Source organism: Brevibacterium sp. Z349TD_9, assembly GCF_056173565.1.
The window spans coordinates 2,440,242-2,460,775 of record NZ_CM149680.1; the positions used below are offsets into that span (position 1 = coordinate 2,440,242).

Consider the following 20,534-nt stretch of genomic DNA (forward strand, 5'->3'; position numbering starts at 1 on the left):
CGGCATGCGACTGAGCACCTCGGGAATCATCTTCATCATCGCCGGTGCCGCGCTCATCGTCGGCGCCTACCGGTTCGCCCTGCCCGGTCTGCTCCCCGCCGGCCTGCTCCTCCTCGCCCTCGTGCTCCTCTCCGCGGCACTCATCGGGTGGAGCACCCGGCGGATCTCGGTGAGCCTGCGCACCCCCCTGCCCGAGGTCCGGCTCCGGCCCGGCGGCGACCGGTACCCCCTGGCGCCCGAAGGCAAGGAGGTCGAGCTCGACGCGGTGGTGACGAACACGGGCCATCTCGCGGTGCCGTCCTCGACGATCGACTTCATCGCCGCCGACGGATTCGGCGATTCCACCGTCGGGGAGGTCCCGCCGCTGGCCGGCGGTCGCTCGCAGACCGTGCTCACCTCCTTCACCCCCGGACGACGCGGGGTCAGCGGCATCGAGTCGGTGCTCATCACCGTCGCCGGGCCCTTCGGGCTCGTCACGGCGAAGAAGAAGGTCCTCGGGTCGTTCCCCATCGCCGTGGCTGTGCCGACGCTCGGCGCGCGCATCCCCCGCGAATCGGCGAACCGGCCGGCCCGCCTCGACGAGGGGAAGATCCGCTCCGGGCACACCACCCGCGACTTCCACACCCGGGAGTACGTGCCCGGCGACGACCTCCGGCACGTGCACTGGCCGACGACCGCGAAGTCCGGGGAGCTCATGGTCCGCCACGAGGCCGAGGAGGAGACGCTCCACGCGCTCATCGTCATCGACCTCGATCGTCCGGAGCAGGCACCCGACGAGCTCGAGACCGAGTTCCTCATCGCCGCAGCGGCAGCCGCCGGCGTCGCCTTCCTCCGCGCCGACTACGAGGTCTGCGTCGTCGCTCCGGGACACGAGATCAGGTTCCGCGGGCAGAAGGACGTCGACCGACTGCGCCTGCTCACCGCGCTCATCGAACCCGGGCGGGCCGAGCTGCCCGCCCATGACGATCCCAACCACGTCGTCATCTGCGCCGCCGACGACTCCCGCGCCGAGGCGATGGCCGCGCACTTCTCCCGGCGGATCCCCATCACGGTCCGCAGCCTCTCCGAGATCGACGACATGACGATGCTCGGCCTCAGCGAGGACCTTCCGGAATCGTGGACGACCTTCGAGACGAAACGGGTGATCCGATGACCGCCGACCTCGCCCAGACCACCGAGGCGAAGTCCTCGACCTGGTTCGAGTCCCTCGCCGTGTTCGTCGCCATGGTGCTCACGGCGATCGGTCTCTCCGCGGTCTTCTCCGACCTGGGCTGGCTGCCGCCGGTCCTCGTCGCCGTCGCCCTCATCGTCGCCGTCGGCGCGATCTTCCGCAGCATCGCCGGACTGCGGGCCACCGGCACCGCCGTCATCGCCCAGTGCGTCGTCGGCGTCTTCGCCGTCCTCATCCTCTGCGTGCCCGACACGATGCTCTTCGGAGTCATCCCCACCGGTGATTCGTTCGTCGCCGTCATCGACCTCCTCTCCTCCGGGGTGAGCGACCTCTACGCCTCGACGCCGCCGGCGGCGAGCACACCCGGCTTCACCGCGATGCTCACGATCGCCTTCACACTCATCACGATCCTCATCGACGGCCTCGTCTCCGACCTGCGCGCGCCCAAGGTCTCCGGTGTGCTCCTGCTCGTGCTGTGGATGATCCCCGTCTTCTTCGCCCCCGCCGAGGTCCGCTGGTGGCACATCGCCGCAGTGCTCGCGGCCTTCCTCCTCCTCATCCTCAGTCCGTACTTCCCGGCGGCGAAGTGGCAGGGCGGACTCACCGCGCTCGTCGCCGGAGCGGTCGCCGTCATCCTCGGCATCGGTCTGCCCACGATCCTGCCGACGGTCCCCACCCTGCCGGACCGGGCCTCGAACAACCAGGGCGACCTCACGGTGACGAATCCGTTCCTCGATCTGCGCTCCGACCTCGGTGACCGGGACGACTCGACGCTGTTCTCCTACACGACGACGGCGGAGGAGCCGGAGCCGATCCGGCTGACCTCGGTCAACTCGTTCGACGGACAGACGTGGGCCCCGACGCCGTTCGGCCTCGACCAGTTCGCGATCGCCTCGGAAGGGCTGCCGTGGCCGGAGGGGCTGCCGCGCAACAACGGCTACACCGAAGAGCGCATCGACGTCACGATCGGCGACTACGACCAGCAGTACCTGCCGACTCCCTATGCGCCGCAGCAGCCCCAGGGACTCAACCGCCGGTGGATCTACGACGAGGAGTCGCTGACGATCGTCGGCAACGGTGAGCGCTCAGCAGGTCAGCAGTACTCGATGGAGTACCTCTCGATCACCCCCAACGTCGAGGATCTGAGGACGGCGACTCCGGTGAACTCGAGCCAGTTCGAGACCGAGCTCGAAGTGCCCGCGAGCCTGCCCCCGAGCGTGCAGCAGACCGCGGAGGACGTCACAGCCGGGGCGAGCAACCAGTGGGAGGCGGCTGTGCTCCTCCAGGCGTACTTCCGCAGCGGTGAGTTCGAGTACTCGCTCGACGCTCCCGAACAGGCCAGCGGCGATGCGATCTCCGACTTCCTCACCGAGAAGAAGGGCTACTGCGTCCAGTTCTCCTCGGCGATGACGATCATGGCGCGGACCATGGGGATCCCCGCCCGGATCGGCGTCGGCTTCGCCGGAGGCACCGAATCCGGCGACGGGTACGACGTGTCCATGCAGGATTCGCACGCGTGGCCCGAGCTCTACTTCGAGGGCGCCGGCTGGGTCCGCTTCGAACCGACGCCCGGCGGACCGGCCGGCGCCCCGCCGGCGTGGACGCTCGCCGACGGCAGCAGTGAGAGCACCGACGAGGAGACCGAGGAGTCGGCCTCGCCGACAGAGGAGCCGACGGAGTCGGCTGCCGAGACGGCTCCGGCCGAGACCGAGGAGCCGACGACCGAGGAGACCGACGCGGCCGCCCAGCCGGCGTCGGCGGACTACTCGACGATCGTCTGGGCCCTGGTCATCGCCGCGCTCGTCCTCCTCCTGCTCGCGATCCCCGCGATCTGGCGGATGCTTCTGCGCAGCCGCCGCACCGGCTCACCCGTCGACGTCGAACGGGTGTGGACGGAGATCAGGGCACTGGCCACCGACTACGGGCAGAGCCTCGACCCGAGCCGCACCCTGCGCCACGACGAGCTCGTCCTCGCCGGAGGTCCGGCAGTCGCCGGCGCCGCTCCGGGGGATGCCGGGCCAACCGCCGGGGACCCGGCGACGGGCGGGCCTGGGCCCGGCCCCGGACCCGACGGTGCGACTGCCGGACCCGACAGCGCGACCGCGCGCCCCGACGGCAGACTCGCCCCTGCGGGCGGACTCGACGCCCTGCGTCGACCGGTGCCCTCGGGCCCTGACGGAGGCCGCCGCGACACCGCGCTGGCCGGGTTCATCGACGCCCTCGAGGCCAAGCGCTACGGTGCGCAGCCGGTCGACGTCTCTGACGCCGAGGCCCGTGCGGTCGTCGACGAGGTGCAGACCGACCTGTCCGAGCATGCGACGCCGGGCGCACGGATCCGGGCGAAGATCTGGCCGGCGAGCATCTTCAGCCCGCCGAAGTGAGCCTCCGGAGGCTCCGGCGTCCGAGGACCGCTTCGACGGGTTTGACCCACCACAGCTCCCCGAGGCGGTAGTCGCCGCCGCGGACGAGGCGCTCGGCGAGGTCGGGGCGCAGCCGCCGCAGGCAGATCCGTGCCTTGAGGGCATGGTGGGACGTCGAGACGACGGCGATGCTCGTCGCCTCCTCGAGGAGCGGGATCGCCTGCTCGATGTTCTCCTTCGTGCTCGTGCTTGCCGTCTCGAGGCGGATGGCACCGGTGAAGCCGAGCTCGTCGCGGGCGTACCGGCGCATGAGTTCGGCTTCGGGGAGCGCTCCTGCGACCGCGCCGCCGGAGAGCACGAGCGCGGACTCCGCGGCTTCCGGATCGACCGAGCGCACGCCTGCGCGCACCCGGAAGCGGTTGATCGCGTTCGCCCGTGGACCCGGGTTGCGGTACCCGAGGACGAGGACGGCGTGCGACGCCGACGGATCGGTGGCGCCTTCCGACGTCTCCGACCCGCTCCGCGGGAACCCTCGCCGGCTGGCGGCCCAGCTGGAGAGCTCACCGAAGGCGACGACGCCGATCGCGGCGATCACCCCGGCCGAGGTCAGTGCTGCGGCTGTGCGCACGAGTCGTTCCTCCCCCGGGAGGATCCGGCAGGGACAGCAGAAATGCGCCCCCGGCTGGGAGCGCATTCGGTTGGCATTCGGTGTCTCAGCGGTCGGTCATTCGCCGCGCTGGCGCTTCTCCCACCGGTCCTCGATCCGGCTCATGAAGCCGCCGGAGGAGCCCTTCGCGTTCGACTTCGGCGCCGCCGCACCCGTGGAGCCCTTCGCCCCGCCTCCGATGCGACCGGGACGGCTGAACGCCCAGTACATGCCGGCGACCATGAGGCCGAAGCCGACCACGCCGAGGGCGATCCAGGCGACGGCCTGGTTGACCATCGAGATCGCGAAGATCGTTGCGGCGAGACCGAGGAGCGCGACGAGGATGCCCACGACGAAGCGCTTCGCCGAGAACCCGGGACCGCTGACAGCGGCCTGGGTCTCCGAGATGTTGCGTGCGAACCGGGGGTCTTCGCTGCGCAGCTGCTTCTCCAACTGATCGAGAAGCTGCTGTTCGTGATCGGAGAGTGGCATGTCGAACCCCCGTTTCCTTACTCTGGCCTGTGCCTCAATCATAGTCTCTGAACACTGAAAAAACATCTCGGGAACGGGGGCGACGGCGGTATTCCCATCCCGTCCACAGACTCGTCCGCACGCCCGTCTCCGCAGGGCTGCAGACCGGCGCTGCGGCCCCGGTGCCGCGGCCGGGTCGAGGGGCCTCGACGTTCTCCCAGGCCAGCCGCCGTACTCGGTTCCCGCCCCGTCCTCAGCGCGGCCTGGGGTGCCTACGCAGCAGTGAGGCCTGGGAGATCGCATCGGTCCCGAAGCGCCGGCGCACGTCGTCGAGCGCCATCTCCGCCTCCCTCCCCGCATGCTCGGGTTCGTCCAAGCGGGCTTGTCGTCCGCTGACCGCGAAGTCCATGAGCCCGGCGGCCCTGACCCCGAGCAGCCTAACCCCCCGCTGACGCTGCTCGCGCAGCCCGGTGAGCGCCGGCCGCAGCGCCTCGTACATCTCCCGGGCGAGGTCCGTGGGCGCCTCGAGCGTGATCGACCGCGACAGGGTCGTGAAGTCGTCGAGACGGTATTTGAGCCCGAGGGTCGTCGCGACCTTCTCCTCGGCCCGCACCCGGTGGGCGACCTTGTCGCAGAGGCGCAGGAGCTCGTGCTCGAGTTCGGAGACGTCCCAGATGTCGGCGCCGAAGGTGTGCTCGGCGCTGATCGAGCGGTCCTTGACCTGCCGGTCCATGCCGTGCGAGTCGAGTCCGTGGGCGCTGCGCCACAGGTGGTGTCCGTGCGCCCCGAACACCCGCCCGACCCAGGCCTCGTCCATGGCCGCGAGGTCGCCGATGAGCCGGATCCCGTATTTTGCGAACCCGATGCGGGTCTTCTCCCCCACCCCCGGCAGCGCTTCGATCGGCATCGGGTCGAGGAACGTCTGCGTCGCGGCGAGCGGGACGAGGAGCTGGCCGTGCGGCTTCGCCCGCGCCGAGGCGAGCTTCGCGACCACCCGGGAGCCGGCGATGCCGACGGAGGCGCTCAGGCCCGTGCGCGCTTCGATCTCCGCGCGCAGCGCCGAGGTGATCGCCACCGGGGAGCCGAGGCGCCGCACCGCCCCGGAGACGTCGATGTAGGCCTCGTCGACGCTGACCTGGTGGCAGTCGGGGGTGACCTGGGCGACGAGCTCGAAGACCTGCTTCGAGTACGCGGAGTAGAGGCCGTGGGAGGGCGGGATCACCTCGGCGACGGGGCACAGGCCCATCGCCCGGGACATCGGCATTGCGGCGTGGACGCCGAACTCCCTGGCCTCGTAGCTCGCGGAGACGACGACGCCGCGGCCGGCCCGCCCGCCGACGATGACGGGACGGCCGACGAGTTCGGGACGGGTGAGGAGTTCGACGGAGACGAAGAACGAGTCCATGTCGAGGTGGAGCATCGTCGCACCGGTGTCGTCCGTGCCGAGATGCTCGAGGTCACCGCCGGAGCGGGCCAGCTGTTTGCGGCTCATGTCCCACCCATGGCTCGATCGCGGTCCGAACCGGCGGGTTCGGCTCCTGCGGGGTCTGCGGGTAATCTGTCAGACATGGTATCGCGCAGGACTGTCACGACGCTGACTCTCGCCTTGGGCCTCGCTCTCACCGGCTGCACCGGCCAGTCCGGGTCGACGCCGGACGCCTCGCCGAGCGAGGCATCGACCACCCCGGCGGGCACGCAGTCCGCCGACCCCACCGGGTCTCCGGCCCCGACGGAGACGGCTGCGGAGGAGGAGGTCGAGCTCCCCGACTTCATGGAGCCCTACCCCGACGCCGAGGTGATCTCGAGCTCGCGCGCGGCCGCCGAATCGGGCGAACTCGACGCCGTGAGTCTCGTCATGCGCGCGCAGGCCGAACCGAAGGACATCATCTCCTTCTACACCGACCGGCTCGAGAAGGCCGGCTTCGAGACCTTCGGCAAGGAGTCGATGACGAAGTCCGCGCAGGTCGTCAACTTCCGGCACAAGGACAACGACGGCGTCCTCGTCATCACCGTCAGCGACGACCCGGACGATCCCAAGGCCTCGATCGTCTCCCTCGGCGGGAACATCGCTCCGTGATCTCAGCCGACCGCGTCGAGTCCCTCGACGCTCCCGCTGACATCGCCGCCGAGGCGGCCGCCGGAATCGAAGGCTTCCTCCGAGCGAAGGCCGCCGAGTTCGCGGCCATCTCCCCGGACACCGCCGAGATCGGCGACTCGCTCATCGCCTACACCCGCGGCGGCAAGCGGATCCGACCCGTCCTCCTGTGGTGGGGCTTCCAGCTGGCCGCCGGCAGCGAGCTGACCCCGGGGTCCCAGGCGCGCACCGGGCTCGCCGAGGCAGCCGCTTCCCTCGAGCTTCTCCACGCCGCGGCCCTCATCCACGACGACGTCATCGATCATTCGGACACCCGCCGCGGGGCTCCGGCCCTGCACCGGCAGTTCGAGTCCCTCCATGCCTCGCTCGGCTACGAGGGCGACGGCGAGGCCTTCGGGGTCTCGGCCGCGATCGTCATCGGCGACATCTGCCTGGCCCTGAGCGAGGAGCTCTTCGAGTCCGCGCAGGACCGCCTCGGCGCCTCCGTCCCCGCGCAGCGTCTGCGCGCGCAGATGCGCCGGGACGTCATGGTCGGGCAGTTCCTCGACGTCCGCGCCGAGGTTATCCCCCTCGACGACGCCCGCATCGGCGAGCGGGCGTGGGAGGTGCTCAGCTTCAAATCGGCGAAGTACTCCGTCGAGCAGCCGCTGCTCCTCGGGGCCGCGCTCGGCGGGGCCGACGACGCGCAGCTCGCCGCGCTCTCCCGCTTCGGCCTGCCGCTCGGGCAGGCGTTCCAGCTGCGCGACGACGTCCTCGGCGTCGTCGGCGACCCGAGCGCGACAGGCAAACCCGCAGGCGACGACATCCGCGAGGGCAAGCGGACGGTCCTCATCGCAGAGAGCCTGCGCCGGATGGACAGGGAGCAGGCGGACCTGCTCGCCTCCCGCCTCGGCGATCCGACGCTGAGCGCGGAGACGGTGGCGGAGACAGTCGCGATGCTCCGGACGGTCGGCGGACTCGACGCCCTCGAGGAGATCATCGCCGACCGGCACGCTGCGGCGCTGAGCGAGCTCAGCGCCTGGTCAGGCGGCAACGGGGCGGCGTTCGACCTCGGCGAGGGGGCACGGACGCGGCTGACGTCCTTCGCGGAGACGCTGAGCTACCGGCAGCGCTGAGCCGCTGAGAGCTCTGCGCCGAGGCGCAGGCGGGGGCTCAGAAGGCCAAGGCCTGGGCCCGCCGGCGGACCTCCTTGCGGTTGCCGGCGCGCAGCAGGTCGATGGGACGACCCGGCAGGGAGTCGTCGGGGGTGAAGAGCCACCTGATCGACTCCTCGTCGTCGAATCCGGCGTCCTTGAGCGTGCTCAGCGTCCCCTTGAGCGGGGTGAGGACCTCGCCGTCGACGAAGAAGGCCGTCGGCACGCGCAGCACCTTGGGGTCTCCGTGCTTGTATCCGCAGATGGCGCCGTCCTCGAGGAGTCGGCGCACCTGTGTGATGCCCAGTCCGGTGGTCTCCGCGATGTCGGGAAGGGTGGCCCAGTCCTCGACGAGTTCTTCGGTGTTCACGCCCCCAGCGTAGCAATTCCTCGGAAGAAACACGCCGCCATGCCCGCCGCAATCCCGGGCTCGGAGCGGCCCAGTCGATACGCTGGTGGGTGGAACTTCCCCACACGATATGCAGCCGAACAGGTGACAGATGACACGCTCGCGACGGACTTCTCCGATGCCGATCACCGCCGCCCCTGACATCCGTGCGGCCTCCCGGGTGAACTCGACCGGTCCCGTCCCCCGTCCCGAGGGGTCCGGCGATGCCCCCGCCGAGGCGGCTCCCGAGTCGACCCCTGCCGCCGACACCGCGCCGTCGTCTGCGGCCCCTGACCGTGCCGCGACCCCGCAGTGGCTGACGGGCACGAAGAGCGAGACCGTCCCCGTCACGCACGGTGGCCGGACGTACAAGGTCAAGCAGGGCGACACCCTCTACGCCGTCGCCAGCCGCCACGGCGTCTCCGTGCCCGCGCTCGCCGAGCTCAACCGGATCTCGCCGCGCCAGAACCTCGTCCAGGGCCAGGTGCTCTCCCTGCCGGAGAAGAACGACCTGCCCGAGACCGATCCCTCGCACATCGTCGCCCCCGGAGAGACGCTCTTCGGCATCGCCGCCTCCCACGGGGTCTCCCCCGGCACGCTGCGGCGGGCGAACGGGATGGGCGAGGACTCCCACATCCGCGTCGGAGAACTGCTCATGCTCCGCGACACCGGCACCCGCCCCCGCCGGCAGGCCCCCGAACCTCCGGCCCCGCTGCCCCAGGTCGCCGCCGGCGGCTGGGGTGAGGAGCTGCGGGAGAGCGTCGTCCAGGCGGCCCGCCTGAACAAGGCCACGCTGCTCGGCCGCTCGCACCCGAACCCGGAGCAGGCGCGGCTCCTCGTCGCCTCGATCGCCGAGGAGCTCGGCGCCGAGCCCGCGCTCATGCAGGCTGTCGCCGCCCAGGAGTCCGGCTTCCAGCACGCGACCGTCTCGGCGGGCAACGCGATCGGCATCATGCAGGTCACCCCCCGCTCGGCCAGATGGGCCAGCGACATCGTCGGACGCGGACTCGACGTCCTCGACATCGCCGACAACATCGTCGCCGGCACCGTCATCCTCGGGTGGCTCATCGAGTCCACCGACTCCGAGGACGAGGCGCTGGCCGGCTACTACCAGGATCTGCGCTCGGTCCGCGCCGACGGACCGCTCCCGGAGACGAAGGCCTTCGTCCGCGGCGTGCAGCTCCAGCGGAAGCGGCTGGAGGAGGCCCGATGAACTCGCTGCCCGACCCGCTCATCGGGGTCGTCCTCAACGACCGGTATCGGATCGACGCGAAGATCGCCCGCGGCGGCATGGCGATGGTCTACCGGGGCACCGACCTGCGTCTCGACCGCGAGATCGCGATCAAGGTCATGCACGAGCACCTCATCTCCGATGACACCTTCGTCGAGCGCTTCCGCCGTGAGGCCATCAACGCCGGTCGCCTCACCCACCCCAACCTCGTCGCCATCCATGACCAGGCGCGTGACGGAGACGTCGTCTACCTCGTCATGGAGCACCTGCCGTCGGTGACCCTGCGCCGCGAACTCAAGCACCGCGGCACCTTCACCCCCCGGCAGGCGATCGTCGTCCTCGACGCGATCCTCGCCGCGCTCGAGGCCGTCCACTCGACGGGCATCATCCACCGCGACCTCAAGCCCGACAACGTCCTGCTCGGCACCGACGGTCAGGTCAAGCTCGCCGACTTCGGGCTCGCCCGCGCCGTCACCTCGGCGACGACGACGAAGACGCTCATCGGCACCGTCGGCTACGTCGCCCCCGAGCTCGTCACCCGGGCCGGCGCGGATGCCCGCACGGACCTCTACACGGTCGGCATCATGTTCTACGAGATGCTCACCGGCTCGCAGCCCTACACCGACGACGTCCCCATCCAGGTCGCCTACCGGCACGTCCACGACACGGTCCCCCCGCCCTCCGAGCGCACCGACGGCATCAGCCCGCTCCTCGACGCGCTCGTCCTCTGGGCGACATCGAAGGATCCCGAGGACCGGCCTGAGGATGCCGGGGAGTTCCGCCGGGCCCTCGCCGAGGCGCGGGCGCAGATGTCCGATGCCGAACTCGACTACGGCGATCCCGACGCCGTGGCCGGTGAGCACTCTCCCGCACTCACCGCGAGCATCGACCTCGGCGAGGAGGTCCCGAAGGAGCGGAAGTCCCGCACCGACGAGATCCCCTACCTCGCCGAGGAGGATGCCGACGGCGACGGCGCCGCTGCCGCCGATGATGCGGCCGACGGGGATGAGGACTCGGCGTCCGTCCCTCTCGCCGGCACCGCTGCCGCGGTGGCCGCCGGTGGCACGGCCGCGGCGATCGCCACGGCTCCCCGAGCGGAACCCGCCGAGGACACGGACGATCCTCAGGACGCGAGCGACGACGATGCCGCAGCCGACGGCGCGACCGCCTCGGCGGGCGACGTTGACACGGCCGACGATGCCACCGCCTCGGCGGATGCCGCCGACACAGGGAAGGACAGCGAATCCCCGGCGGCGGGCAAGCGCACCCGCACGAAGACGGCGATGTCCGCAGCGACCGCCGCCGGCTCCGGCAGCGGAGGCTCCGGCTCCGCTGGCTCAGGCACCGGGGGCTCAGGCACCGGCGGCGGGAGCCGCGGGTCGGGCGCAGACGACCCAGCCCCGGTGGCGGCCGGTTCCGCGCACACCCGACGGCGCAGGCGTCGGCGCCTGGCGACGACGGTCGGCGCAGGACTCGTCGTCCTCGCGCTCCTCGCGTGGCTGATCATCGCCAACCTGCCTGCCCCCACCTCCATCGTCCCCGGTCAGCTGGCCGGGAAGGAGTTCTCCGAGGCGACCGAGGTCGTCGAGAGCAGCGGTCTCAACCCGGAGAAGCAGGAGGTCTTCGACGATTCGATCCCCGCAGGCACCGTCATCGGCTCGGAACCGGTCGGCGGCACGGAGCTCTCCCCCGATTCGACGGTGACGCTCGTCGTCTCGAAGGGGGTCGAGACGTTCGCCGTGCCCGAACTCGAAGGACTGAGCGCCGAGAAGGCGAAGGCCGCGCTCGACGACGCGGGCCTCGGGGTGGGCAAGGTCGACGAGAAGTACGACGAGAACGTCGCCAAGGGCATCGTCATCAGCGCCTCGGAGAAGGAAGGCGAGGAACTCGTCCACGATGCGAAGGTCGACCTCGTCGTCTCCAAGGGCGACGCCCCGGTCGAGGTCCCGGACGTCGAGGGCCTCACCTACGACGCGGCGTTCGCCACCCTGACGAAGCGCGGCTTCCGCGTCGGCAAGGAGGAGGTCTTCTCCGACACGGTGCCCAAGGGCAAGGTCGTCTTCCAGTGGCCCAAGAGCACCGAGGCGAAGCCGTACAACTCCCTCGTCATCGTCCGGGTCTCCAAGGGCAAAGAGGAGAAGAAGGACGACAAGCCCAAGGACGAGAAGCCGAAGGATGAGAAGAAGGACGAGGGCAAGTAGGACGCCCCTGGATCCTGAGACGATCGAAGCGCCGGCGGATCACCGCCGGCGCTTCGATCGTCTCAGGTCTGTTCTCAGCCCCTCCGGGTGAGGTACTCGGCGACCTGGAAGGCCATCTCGAGCGACTGGTCGTGGTTGAGGCGGGGGTCGACGAGGGTCTCGTAGCGACGGCGCAGCCCCTCGTCGTCGATCTCGGTGGCGCCTCCCATGATCTCGGTGACGTCGTCGCCGGTGAGTTCGATGTGGAGGCCGCCGGGGATCGTTCCGGCCTCCTGGTGGGCTGCGAAGAAGCCCTCGACCTCGGCCATGACGTCTTCGAAGCGGCGGGTCTTGTAGCCCGTGCTCGAGGTGATCGTGTTGCCGTGCATGGGGTCGCTCATCCACGTCACCTGCGGGAGTCGGTCTCCGATGCCGGCGAGCAGCTTCGGCAGGACGTCGTTGATCTTCCCCGCACCCATCCGGGTGACGAAGGTCAGGCGCCCGGGTTCGGCGTTCGGGTCGAGCTTCTCGGCCAGCGCCAGGGCGTCCTCGGCGGTCGCGGTGGGACCGAGCTTGACGCCGATGGGGTTCTGGACCTTCGAGAGGAAGTCGACGTGGGCGCCGTCGATCTCGCGGGTGCGCTCCCCGATCCACAGGAAGTGGCCGGAGACGTCGTAGGGCAGGCCGGTGCGGGAGTCGATGCGGGTGAGCGCCCGCTCGTACTCGAGCAGCAGCGCCTCGTGGGCGGAGTAGAACTCCGTCGTCCGCAGGGCGTCGAAGTCGGCGCCGCAGGCGTCCATGAAGCGGATCGCGCGGTCGATCTCCCGGGCGGTCTGCTCGTAGCGCTGGTATCCGGGGTTCGAGGCGAGGAAGCCGCGGTTCCATTCGTGGACGAGGCGCAGGTCCGCGAAGCCGCCCTGGGTGAAGGCGCGGATGAGGTTGAGCGTCGACGACGACACGTGGTAGCCCTGGAGCAGCCGCGCGGGGTCGTGGCGGCGGGACTCCTCGGTGAATTCGTAGCCGTTGACGATGTCCCCGCGGAACGAGGGCAGGGTCACTCCGTCGCGGGTCTCCATGTCCGCCGAGCGGGGCTTGGCGAACTGCCCTGCCATGCGCCCGATCTTCACCACCGGCATCGAACCGCCGTAGGTGAGGACCGCTGCCATCTGGAGGACCGTCTGGACCCGGGCGCGGATCTTGTCCGCCTGGGCACCGGCGAAGGACTCGGCGCAGTCGCCGCCGGCGAGGACGAACGCCTCACCGCGGGAGGCCGCCGCGATCCGCTGCTTGAGCACGTCGGCTTCCCCGGCGAAGATGAGCGGCGGGAGGCTGCGCAGCTTCGTCAGGGAGTCCTCGAGCGCCTCGGCGTCGAGATACGTCGGCTGCTGTTTGGCGTCCATCGACCTCCAGTCGTCGAGACCGGAGAGGTCGTCGGTGCCGGCTGCGGTGATGTCGGTCTGAGCGAAGACCGGATCGATGTGGAGGCTCACGCTTGTTCTTTCTTCATTGCTCGTCGCCGGTCTCGAAGTCCTCGGCGGAGACGTTGTCGAGGAAGTCGCGGAACTGGGCGACCTCCTCCTCGTCTGCTTCGGGAGCTTCGATGCCGGCGTCTTTGAGGAGGTCGGAATCGACGTAGACCGGGCACTCGGCTGTCAGCGCCAGGGTCACGGCGTCCGAGGGCCGGGCGGAGATCGTCCTGCCGTCCTCGGTGTGGAGTTCGGCGAGGAAGATCTGACCGTCGCGGCCGGTGATCGTGACGTCGGCGAGCTCGTCGTCATGGGCGGCGAGGACGTCGAGCAGGAGGGCATGTGTCATCGGCCGCGGCGGGGTGAGACCGCGCTGCGCGATCGAGAGCGCGTTCGCTTCGATCGCCCCCACCCAGATCGGCAGGTAGTAGGCGGGCTCGCTGGCCTTGAGCAGGAGGATCGGCTGATTGGCGGGCATCTCGATGCGCACCCCGACGACCTCGACTTCGACGTTTGGCATTATCCCCTTCTCAGGAGCGCGGACGCTGCTGGAAGATCATCCGGAACTTCCCGATCTGCACGTCCGCGCCGTTCTGCAGTTCGATGGAGTCGATGAGCTGACGGCCGACATAGGTGCCGTTGAGCGATCCGGTGTCGCGCAGCGTGAACCCGCTCGGCGTGCGGATGAACTCCGCGTGCTTCCGCGAGACGGTGACATCGTCGAGGAAGATGTCGGCGTTGGGGCTGCGGCCGACGGTGACGACGTCGGTGTCGAGCAGGATCTGCGAACCGGAGTCCGGTCCGGAGACGACGACGAGGAGCGCATCGGTGTCCTGGAGACCGTCGAGGTCGGGCACCGGGTGGATCTCACCGGTGTGCGGATCGAGGATGCCCTGGAACGGCTGCCGACCGGAGTCGGTCATGCTCTGTCCACCGGGAACCGGGTACTGCTGCTGGTTGGTCTCGCCGCCCGAGCTCGGCTGCTGGGCGTACTGCTGCTCGCGGGGATCGTGACCCTGCTGGCCCGCCTGCTGCGGATAGCCGCCGTCCTGCTGGTACCCGCTCTGCTGGTACCCGCCCTGCTGCTGGTATCCGTCCTGCTGGTACTGGGCATGACGGCCCTGCTGGTCGTCCTGTCCCTGGTATCGGCCCTCGTCGTACCGGCCTCCGGGCGCCTGTTCACCGGTCGGGTGATCGGCGTGCCGGCCGTGGCCCTGCCCGCCGTCCTGCTGGTGCTGGGGCGGCTGGTACTGCTGCTCGTCCCGCCGAGGCTGCTCCTGGCGGTACTGCCCCTGATCGCCGCCGTAGTTCGGCGCCTGGGGTGCATCGTCGACGGAGGGCTGGCCGTAGGCCGGCGTGTTCGGCCGGGCGTCTCCGCCCTGGTCCTGCGGGGCGCCGTCACCGGGGCCGAAGGGGAACTTCTTCGACTGCGGGACTTCGCCGTTGTCGTACCACGGCTGCGAGGGATTCCGGCGACCTTGGTCATTGTTCTGCGACATCATGCCTCCTCGCTCTGCACGAGCTTGTGGTACTGCTCCTCATCCATCAGACCGGTGACCTGCTCAGGATCGCTCGCCTCGACGAGGTACATCCATCCGTCCTCGTAGGGCGAGGAATTCACGGTCTCCGGTCTGCCTTCGAGGGCATCGTTGACGTGGGTGATCGTTCCCGACAGCGGTGCGATGAGGTCGGACACGCTCTTCGTGCTCTCCACCTCGCCACAGGACTCCCCCATGGTGATCGCATCTCCGACGGCAGGCAGGTCGACATAGACGACGTCGCCCAGCTGAGACTGGGCGAAGTCCGTGATGCCCACGCGGTAGACGGCGTTGTCCTCCGTGGTGTGGACCCACTCGTGGTCCTTCGAGTACAGGTAAGACACTGGAAAATCCAGTTCCGCCATGTCGACTCCTCTTAGCTTGTCGGTGTTCCAAGCATAGCCGCCTGGGGTGCTTGCATAACAATCGCGAAACAGAAATGTTACTGACCCCCTGAAAGGGAGTCCGCAGACACCTGTTTCTCCGGTGATTACCTGGGATGATACTAGTTTGTCGAAGGTCACGATCGGCAATTTTGGCAGTTGGACGACGATCGTTATAGGCTAGTTCTCGTTGCTTCGGCCCAGGTGCTGGACAACGGGCTATGGCGCAGCTTGGTAGCGCGCTTCACTGGGGGTGAAGAGGTCGTGGGTTCAAATCCCGCTAGCCCGACTCACTGATCGTTCGATCACGAACGCCCCGAACCTTTCGGGGCGTTTCTGCTTTGCCGGAGGTCATCGACGAGTCGCCGGCCCGATCCTTGTCACACATTCGCGGCTCACCCGTGATCGGCTGCCGCTCCCCGGCTCCCGGGACCGTCGAGGCTGGGTGCGAAGACCGCCGTGACCACCCCGATGAGGACGAGCAGCCCGAGCCCCCAGCGCAGGCTCGCCGCCGTCGCGATGATCCCGACGAGCGGACTGGTGGCGAGGAAGCCCGCCCGCATCATCCAGTTGACGAGCGTGACCCCGCCCGCACCGCCGACGCCCGGGATCCGTGAGGCCGCCGTGATCGCGTTCGGCACGAGGGTCGCCGCCCCATAGCCGAGTGCTGCGAGCGAGACGAGCAGCTGCACGGTCCCGGTGGACGTCGCCAGTCCGAGACCGCCGAGGGCGATGAGGATCCCGCCGAGGCGGCCGATCCGTCCCGCGCCGAAGCGCTGGACGAGGACGTCCCCGGAGAACCGTCCCAGGCAGTGGGCGCCGATGACGGTGCTGAAAGCGATGCCCGCCTCGGCCGCAGGCATCCCGCCGAGCTCGACGGCGGCGAGCGCCGACCAGTTGTTGGCGATGTCCTCGACCGCGATCCCGCACACCGCGACGACCGCCAGCGGCAGGGCGATGCGCATGATGGCGCGACGCCGACCGGGCATCGCCGTCGGGGTCCCGTCCGCAGAGTCGTTCACGAGGCGCCTGCCCCACTGCCGTCCCTCCGCACCGAGAAGCAGTCGGCCGATGACGACGAGGACGATGCAGCCGAGCGCGACGACGACGAGGTGGAGGCGCATGTCGACCCCCGCGGCCGAGGCGGCCGTGGCCAGGGCTCCGCTGAGCAGACCGCCCAGGCTCCACACTGCGTGCATCGAGGAGAGGATGACGCGGTTCCGGTTCTCCTGCACCCCGATCCCGACGACGTTCTGGGCGACGTCGACGACGGCGTCGCAGACACCGGCGACGAAGAGGCACGCTGCCATCATCCACCCGTTGACCGACCACGGAGTGAGCGCGGCTGCGGCGACGAGGGCGATGGTGCCGCCGAGGACGATGGGATTGGGACCGAAGCGCGCGATGAGGCGGGCGGGCAGCACGGAGGAGAGGACGGCGCCGAGGGCGAAGCAGGAGACGACGAGCCCGAACTCGATTGAGTTCAGACCCAGCCTCTCGACGAGCTGGGGATACCACGGGAGGAGACCGGCGAAGGCGGCGCCGTTCGACCCGAAGTAGATCCCGGCACCCGCGATGCCGGAGAATCCCGGCTTCCGCTGTCCGTCCACGCCCGCCTCCCTCCCGTCCCCTGCCTGGGGATTGCCGTCTCCGAGCACACTGCCGCCCACTCTACCCACGCCCCCGGACCCACCCGTTCACGTGCGCACGCCGCCCCGGGACCGCCTCGGCGAGGGACCCCAGCGGGAAATCCCCGCCGAGGATGTCGTCCATCACCTCCGACCTGGCGTAGCCTGGGGGACGATCTGCAGTCGGGACGCCCGTCCCGGCGACCACATGAGCCAAGGAGACCTCCCGTGTCCACGTCACCGAAACCAGCCGACGACCGGCTGCACGGAATGGAGCGGGTGTCCTCCCGCATCATCGGCATCTCGATCGCCGCAGCCCTCGGCGGGTTCCTCTTCGGCTTCGACACCGCCGTCATCAACGGTGCCGTCGACGCCCTCGCCGAGGACTTCTCCCTCGGCGCAGCCCTCAAGGGCTTCGCCGTCTCCTCGGCCCTCATCGCGTGCGCGCTCGGAGCGTGGTTCGCCGGCAGCCTCGCCAACCGCTTCGGACGCCTGCCGGTCATGGTCGTCGCCGCGATCCTCTTCTTCGCCTCGGCGATCGGCTCAGGACTCGCCTTCGGCGTCACCGACCTCATCATCTGGCGCATGGTCGGCGGCCTCGGTGTCGGTGCGGCCTCGGTCATCGCCCCCGCCTACATCGCCGAGGTCTCCCCCGCCCGCGTGCGCGGCCGCCTCGGATCGCTCCAGCAGCTCGCGATCGTCACCGGCATCTTCGCCGCCCTCCTCTCCAACGCACTCCTCGCCTCGGTCTCCGGCGGGGCGGCCGCACCGTTCTGGTTCGGCATCGACACGTGGCGGTGGATGTTCATGGTCGAGGCGATCCCCGCCCTCGTCTACGGTCTCGCCGCCCTCGGCCTGCCCGAGTCCCCGCGGTTCCTCGTCGCCCGCGGACGCGAGGAGGAGGCCGCGAAGGTCCTGCGCGACTTCACCGGCGTCGTCGACACCGATGCCCTCATCGCGCGCATCCGCGATTCGCTCAAGCGGGAGGAGCGCGAGTCCTTCCGCGACCTCCTCGGCAGGGCGTTCGGGCTCAAGCCGATCGTGTGGATCGGCATCCTCCTCTCCGTCTTCCAGCAGTTCGTCGGGATCAACGTGATCTTCTACTACTCGACGACGCTGTGGAAGTCCGTCGGCTTCGACGAGTCGAGCGCCCTGCTCACCTCCGTCATCACCTCGGTGACGAACATCCTCGTCACCATCGTCGCGATCCTCCTCGTCGACCGGGTGGGACGCCGGAAGATGCTGCTCGCCGGCTCCGCCCTCATGGGGCTGTCGCTGGCGACGATGGCGCTGTCCTTCTCCTTCGCCGAGCTCGTCACCGCCGCCGACGGCACGCAGAGCGCGGAACTCGGCGCACCGTGGTCGATCATCGCGCTCGTGGCCGCGAACCTCTTCGTCGTCGGCTTCGGCGCGACGTGGGGGCCGCTCGTGTGGGTGCTCCTCGGCGAGATGTTCCCCAACCGGATCCGCGCCGCCGCTCTCGCCGTGGCCGCGGCCGCGCAGTGGGTGGCGAACTTCGCGATCTCGACGACGTTCCCCGTCTTCGCCGACATCAGCCTCACCTTCGCCTACGGCTTCTACGCGTTCTTCGCCGTCCTCTCCTTCTTCTTCGTGTGGTGGAAGGTCCCGGAGACGAAGGGCATCGAACTCGAGGACATGACCGAGGACGCCGCCCCCGTCCACCACGGGCGCGAAGGCTGAGCCCCGTTCCCCTGCGTCAGGGGTGTCCCCTTCCTCAGGGGTGCCGTCCCTCAGGGGCGTTGCCCCTTTCAGGGGGTGTCGTCGCCGGACCGCGCCGAGGCGGGGCCGGCCGCGGTCCCGCCCGTGCCCTCGGGTGCCGCGCCCGTCTTGCCGGGCGCCGTGTCCATGCCGCCGGGCGTCTCGTCCGGATCCTCCCCGTCCCCGCTCTTCGGTGACCCGTCCCCGCGCCTGAGGCCGATGACGAGGCCTGCGATCGCGAGGACGAAGAAGACGCCGAGGCCCACGGTCAGACCCGGAGCGGCGGCATAGGCCATCGCGAGGGCACGGAACCCGATGAGGCCGACGGTCGAGTAGATGAGCGCCCACAGCGAACCGCCGAGGATGAGGGCGGGGACATAGCGGCGCGCGCTCATCCCCGTCGTCCCCGCGGCGAGGTTGACGACGGTCTGAAGTCCGACGGTGAGGAAGGAGACGGCGACGACCGGGGCACCGAAGCGTTCGATCATCGCCTCGGCCCTGCGGTATCGGGGTCCGGACATGATCCTCTCGACGCGGTCGATGCGCTGCATGCCCTTCCGGGCGAGGCGCCCGAGGAGGTAGGTGCCGCCGGCGCGGGCGAGGATGATGCCGAAGAGGATGAGCCAGGTGACGGCGATCGGCAGCGACCAGTCGAGGGGATTCATCGGTGCTGCGTGCCTCCGTGCCGGGTGCGGTGTGCTCACACCGATTCTACGCCGATGTTAGCCTCACCTCACACCGCCCGGGAGCCGGCCTCGCCCGGTCGGCCTCGCGTGCTCAGACGCGGGTGCCGTCGAGCCAGACCTCGCTCACCCGGTCTTCGATGCCGCGGACGTCGTCGCTGCTCAGGTCCCCGTCGACGAGGACGAGGTCGGCGAGCGCGTCCGGGGCGATGCGCCCCCGGTCGTCGTGGCCGAGGAGGTCGGCGGCGACCGAGGTGCCTGCGGCGAGCGCCTCGGCGCTGCTCAGACCGGCCCCGGCGAGCAGGCTGATCTCCTCGAGGTTCTTCCCATGGGGTCCGACCCCGGCGTCGGTGCCCATGGCGATGCGGATGCCCGCCTCGTGCGCCCTGACGATCGACTCGTGATGGGTCTCGATGACGGCGTGCGCCTTGTCGATGACGGACTGGGGCAGGCTCGCCCCCGCCTCGGCGGCCTTGATGACTGCCCGCGGCGCCTGGAGGGTGGGGACGAGGAAGGTCCCGTGCTCGAGCATGAGGTCGATGGCCTCGTCGTCGAGGTAGATCCCGTGTTCGATCGAGCGGACCCCGGCCCGGACGGCGTTCTTGATCCCCGGCGCCCCCTGAGCGTGGGACATGACGTGCGCTCCCTGGGCGGCCGCCTCGGCGACGATGACGGCGATCTCCTCCTCGGTGAACTGGGAGTGCCGGGGATCGTCGCGCGGGGAGAGCACTCCCCCGGTCGAGCAGATCTTGATGTGGTCGGCTCCCGCCCGCAGCAGCTCCCGGGTCTTGCGCCGGACCCCGTCGACGCCGTCGGCGACGCCGGAGGGCCGTCCCGGGTGCGGGGCGAGGAACGGGGAGTCGGAGCCGGAGACGAGGTGGAAGTCCCCGTGCCCGCCGGTCTGGGACATGATCGTCACGGCGATCGTCATCCGCGGTCCCCGGACGACGCCGGTATCGACGGCGACCTTGGCGCCGAGGTCGGTCCCGCCTGCGTCGCGCACGGTCGTCACCCCGCCCGCGAGCGTCTCCTCCATGTGACGGACGGAGGAGTAGAACGGCAGCGAGAAGGGGTCGTGGAAGGCCGAGGTGCTGGCCGCGCCGGCGCTCATGAGGTGGACGTGGCAGTCGATGATCCCGGGGACGAGGGTGCGCTCAGAGCAGTCGACGAAGGTGTCCGAGGCGTTGTGGGAGCCCTGCCCCGCCTCGGTGATCGCCGTGATCCGCCCACCGTCGACGACGACGTCACGACGGCCCGGGATGAACCGGGTCCCGTCGAAGACCTGCGCATTCGTGAACACTGTGACCATCGGCAATCTCCTCATCATCGGTGTCGGCTTCCTCACATCTATCACGTCCGGCGGGGCCGCGTCATGTTCACCGGTTCGACACCTTGACGCAGTATGATCAGGGCCGATACGGGTCGTCTGCCTCGGCACCGGC

The 20,534-nt window shown here is 69.9% G+C and carries 18 protein-coding genes and 1 tRNA gene; 8 read left to right on the plus strand and 11 right to left on the minus strand.

The features are described from left to right. The first annotated feature begins 4 nt into the window (after window positions 1–4). A complete protein-coding gene (locus tag AC0VYB_RS11400) occupies window positions 5–1,153 on the plus strand; it encodes a DUF58 domain-containing protein (RefSeq protein WP_101623678.1) in 1,149 nt (382 codons plus the stop codon). After that, entirely contained in the window at window positions 1,117–3,552 is a 2,436-nt protein-coding gene (locus tag AC0VYB_RS11405; RefSeq protein ID WP_232252590.1) for a transglutaminase TgpA family protein, read from the plus strand. The genes AC0VYB_RS11400 and AC0VYB_RS11405 overlap by 37 nt, the downstream gene beginning before the upstream one ends. Here AC0VYB_RS11405 and AC0VYB_RS11410 read toward each other — a convergent pair. From AC0VYB_RS11410 to dinB, 3 genes are all read right to left on the minus strand, one after another. Then, on the minus strand, window positions 3,536–4,159 hold the full coding sequence (locus AC0VYB_RS11410; RefSeq protein WP_009379964.1) for a YdcF family protein: 624 nt from the start codon (window positions 4,157–4,159) through the stop codon (window positions 3,536–3,538). The genes AC0VYB_RS11405 and AC0VYB_RS11410 overlap by 17 nt on opposite strands. Window positions 4,160–4,255: 96 nt before the next feature. Further along, on the minus strand, window positions 4,256–4,669 hold the full coding sequence (locus tag AC0VYB_RS11415) for a DUF3040 domain-containing protein (RefSeq protein ID WP_009379965.1): 414 nt from the start codon (window positions 4,667–4,669) through the stop codon (window positions 4,256–4,258). A 232-nt stretch (window positions 4,670–4,901) separates the two neighbouring features. Continuing rightward, the gene (gene dinB / locus AC0VYB_RS11420) at window positions 4,902–6,140 is read right to left on the minus strand and encodes a DNA polymerase IV (RefSeq protein ID WP_009379966.1); all 1,239 of its coding nucleotides are present in this window, start codon (window positions 6,138–6,140) and stop codon (window positions 4,902–4,904) included. A 75-nt stretch (window positions 6,141–6,215) separates the two neighbouring features. Here dinB and AC0VYB_RS11425 point away from each other — a divergent pair, with 75 nt between their 5' ends. Further along, window positions 6,216–6,725 (plus strand): hypothetical protein, encoded by a 510-nt coding sequence (locus AC0VYB_RS11425; RefSeq protein WP_081591034.1) that lies wholly within the window; start codon window positions 6,216–6,218, stop codon window positions 6,723–6,725. Beyond that, the gene (locus AC0VYB_RS11430) at window positions 6,722–7,858 is read left to right on the plus strand and encodes a polyprenyl synthetase family protein (protein WP_475384704.1); all 1,137 of its coding nucleotides are present in this window, start codon (window positions 6,722–6,724) and stop codon (window positions 7,856–7,858) included. Before AC0VYB_RS11425 ends, AC0VYB_RS11430 begins: the two co-directional genes overlap by 4 nt. Before the next feature lie 37 nt (window positions 7,859–7,895). On the opposite strand, the gene AC0VYB_RS11435 is transcribed toward AC0VYB_RS11430, so the two are convergent. After that, a complete protein-coding gene (locus tag AC0VYB_RS11435; protein WP_009379969.1) occupies window positions 7,896–8,246 on the minus strand; it encodes an Rv2175c family DNA-binding protein in 351 nt (116 codons plus the stop codon). 157 nt (window positions 8,247–8,403) lie between these two features. Here AC0VYB_RS11435 and AC0VYB_RS11440 point away from each other — a divergent pair, with 157 nt between their 5' ends. Further along, window positions 8,404–9,477, plus strand: a complete 1,074-nt coding sequence (locus tag AC0VYB_RS11440; protein WP_009379970.1) for a LysM peptidoglycan-binding domain-containing protein — start codon at window positions 8,404–8,406, stop codon at window positions 9,475–9,477. Next, a complete protein-coding gene (locus tag AC0VYB_RS11445; RefSeq protein WP_095376578.1) occupies window positions 9,474–11,696 on the plus strand; it encodes a protein kinase domain-containing protein in 2,223 nt (740 codons plus the stop codon). Before AC0VYB_RS11440 ends, AC0VYB_RS11445 begins: the two co-directional genes overlap by 4 nt. A gap of 74 nt (window positions 11,697–11,770) precedes the next feature. Here the strand turns inward: AC0VYB_RS11445 and AC0VYB_RS11450 are convergent, their stop codons facing one another. The 4 genes from AC0VYB_RS11450 to gcvH are packed head-to-tail and all read right to left on the minus strand — an operon-like array spanning window position 11,771 to window position 15,044. Further along, on the minus strand, window positions 11,771–13,165 hold the full coding sequence (locus AC0VYB_RS11450) for a class II 3-deoxy-7-phosphoheptulonate synthase (protein ID WP_101623676.1): 1,395 nt from the start codon (window positions 13,163–13,165) through the stop codon (window positions 11,771–11,773). A 13-nt stretch (window positions 13,166–13,178) separates the two neighbouring features. Beyond that, on the minus strand, window positions 13,179–13,661 hold the full coding sequence (locus tag AC0VYB_RS11455) for a bifunctional nuclease family protein (protein WP_095376580.1): 483 nt from the start codon (window positions 13,659–13,661) through the stop codon (window positions 13,179–13,181). A 10-nt stretch (window positions 13,662–13,671) separates the two neighbouring features. Continuing rightward, window positions 13,672–14,640, minus strand: a complete 969-nt coding sequence (locus AC0VYB_RS11460; RefSeq protein ID WP_095376581.1) for an FHA domain-containing protein — start codon at window positions 14,638–14,640, stop codon at window positions 13,672–13,674. Continuing rightward, window positions 14,640–15,044: a glycine cleavage system protein GcvH gene (gene gcvH, locus AC0VYB_RS11465; RefSeq protein WP_009379975.1), complete on the minus strand. Its 405-nt coding sequence runs from the start codon at window positions 15,042–15,044 to the stop codon at window positions 14,640–14,642. Before gcvH ends, AC0VYB_RS11460 begins: the two co-directional genes overlap by 1 nt. Before the next feature lie 233 nt (window positions 15,045–15,277). Between gcvH and AC0VYB_RS11470 the strand changes: the two genes are divergently transcribed. Next, a tRNA-Pro gene (locus AC0VYB_RS11470) sits at window positions 15,278–15,351 on the plus strand. A gap of 106 nt (window positions 15,352–15,457) precedes the next feature. Here AC0VYB_RS11470 and AC0VYB_RS11475 read toward each other — a convergent pair. After that, window positions 15,458–16,672, minus strand: a complete 1,215-nt coding sequence (locus tag AC0VYB_RS11475) for an MFS transporter (RefSeq protein ID WP_095376582.1) — start codon at window positions 16,670–16,672, stop codon at window positions 15,458–15,460. A 288-nt stretch (window positions 16,673–16,960) separates the two neighbouring features. On the opposite strand from AC0VYB_RS11475, the gene AC0VYB_RS11480 reads away from it, so the two are divergent. After that, window positions 16,961–18,391, plus strand: coding sequence for a sugar porter family MFS transporter (locus AC0VYB_RS11480; RefSeq protein WP_475385263.1), 1,431 nt, complete (start codon window positions 16,961–16,963; stop codon window positions 18,389–18,391). Between the two features lie 68 nt (window positions 18,392–18,459). Here AC0VYB_RS11480 and AC0VYB_RS11485 read toward each other — a convergent pair whose 3' ends face one another. Further along, window positions 18,460–19,074, minus strand: a complete 615-nt coding sequence (locus tag AC0VYB_RS11485; RefSeq protein WP_095376583.1) for a DedA family protein — start codon at window positions 19,072–19,074, stop codon at window positions 18,460–18,462. A gap of 112 nt (window positions 19,075–19,186) precedes the next feature. Next, complete coding sequence (locus AC0VYB_RS11490) at window positions 19,187–20,401, minus strand: metal-dependent hydrolase family protein (RefSeq protein ID WP_095376584.1); 1,215 nt, start codon at window positions 20,399–20,401, stop codon at window positions 19,187–19,189. Window positions 20,402–20,534 lie beyond the last annotated feature (133 nt).

What these genes read in the sequence shown, in the direction of transcription:
- AC0VYB_RS11400 (WP_101623678.1), top strand. Translation starts at nt 5, where the DNA reads ATGCGACTGAGCACCTCGGGAATCATCTTCATCATCGCCGGTGCCGCG.
- AC0VYB_RS11415 (WP_009379965.1), bottom strand. Translation starts at nt 4,669, where the DNA reads ATGCCACTCTCCGATCACGAACAGCAGCTTCTCGATCAGTTGGAGAAG.
- dinB (WP_009379966.1), bottom strand. Translation starts at nt 6,140, where the DNA reads ATGAGCCGCAAACAGCTGGCCCGCTCCGGCGGTGACCTCGAGCATCTC.
- AC0VYB_RS11425 (WP_081591034.1), top strand. Translation starts at nt 6,216, where the DNA reads ATGGTATCGCGCAGGACTGTCACGACGCTGACTCTCGCCTTGGGCCTC.
- AC0VYB_RS11440 (WP_009379970.1), top strand. Translation starts at nt 8,404, where the DNA reads ATGCCGATCACCGCCGCCCCTGACATCCGTGCGGCCTCCCGGGTGAAC.
- AC0VYB_RS11445 (WP_095376578.1), top strand. Translation starts at nt 9,474, where the DNA reads ATGAACTCGCTGCCCGACCCGCTCATCGGGGTCGTCCTCAACGACCGG.
- AC0VYB_RS11455 (WP_095376580.1), bottom strand. Translation starts at nt 13,661, where the DNA reads ATGCCAAACGTCGAAGTCGAGGTCGTCGGGGTGCGCATCGAGATGCCC.
- AC0VYB_RS11460 (WP_095376581.1), bottom strand. Translation starts at nt 14,640, where the DNA reads ATGTCGCAGAACAATGACCAAGGTCGCCGGAATCCCTCGCAGCCGTGG.
- gcvH (WP_009379975.1), bottom strand. Translation starts at nt 15,044, where the DNA reads ATGGCGGAACTGGATTTTCCAGTGTCTTACCTGTACTCGAAGGACCAC.
- AC0VYB_RS11480 (WP_475385263.1), top strand. Translation starts at nt 16,961, where the DNA reads ATGGAGCGGGTGTCCTCCCGCATCATCGGCATCTCGATCGCCGCAGCC.
- AC0VYB_RS11485 (WP_095376583.1), bottom strand. Translation starts at nt 19,074, where the DNA reads ATGAATCCCCTCGACTGGTCGCTGCCGATCGCCGTCACCTGGCTCATC.
- AC0VYB_RS11490 (WP_095376584.1), bottom strand. Translation starts at nt 20,401, where the DNA reads ATGGTCACAGTGTTCACGAATGCGCAGGTCTTCGACGGGACCCGGTTC.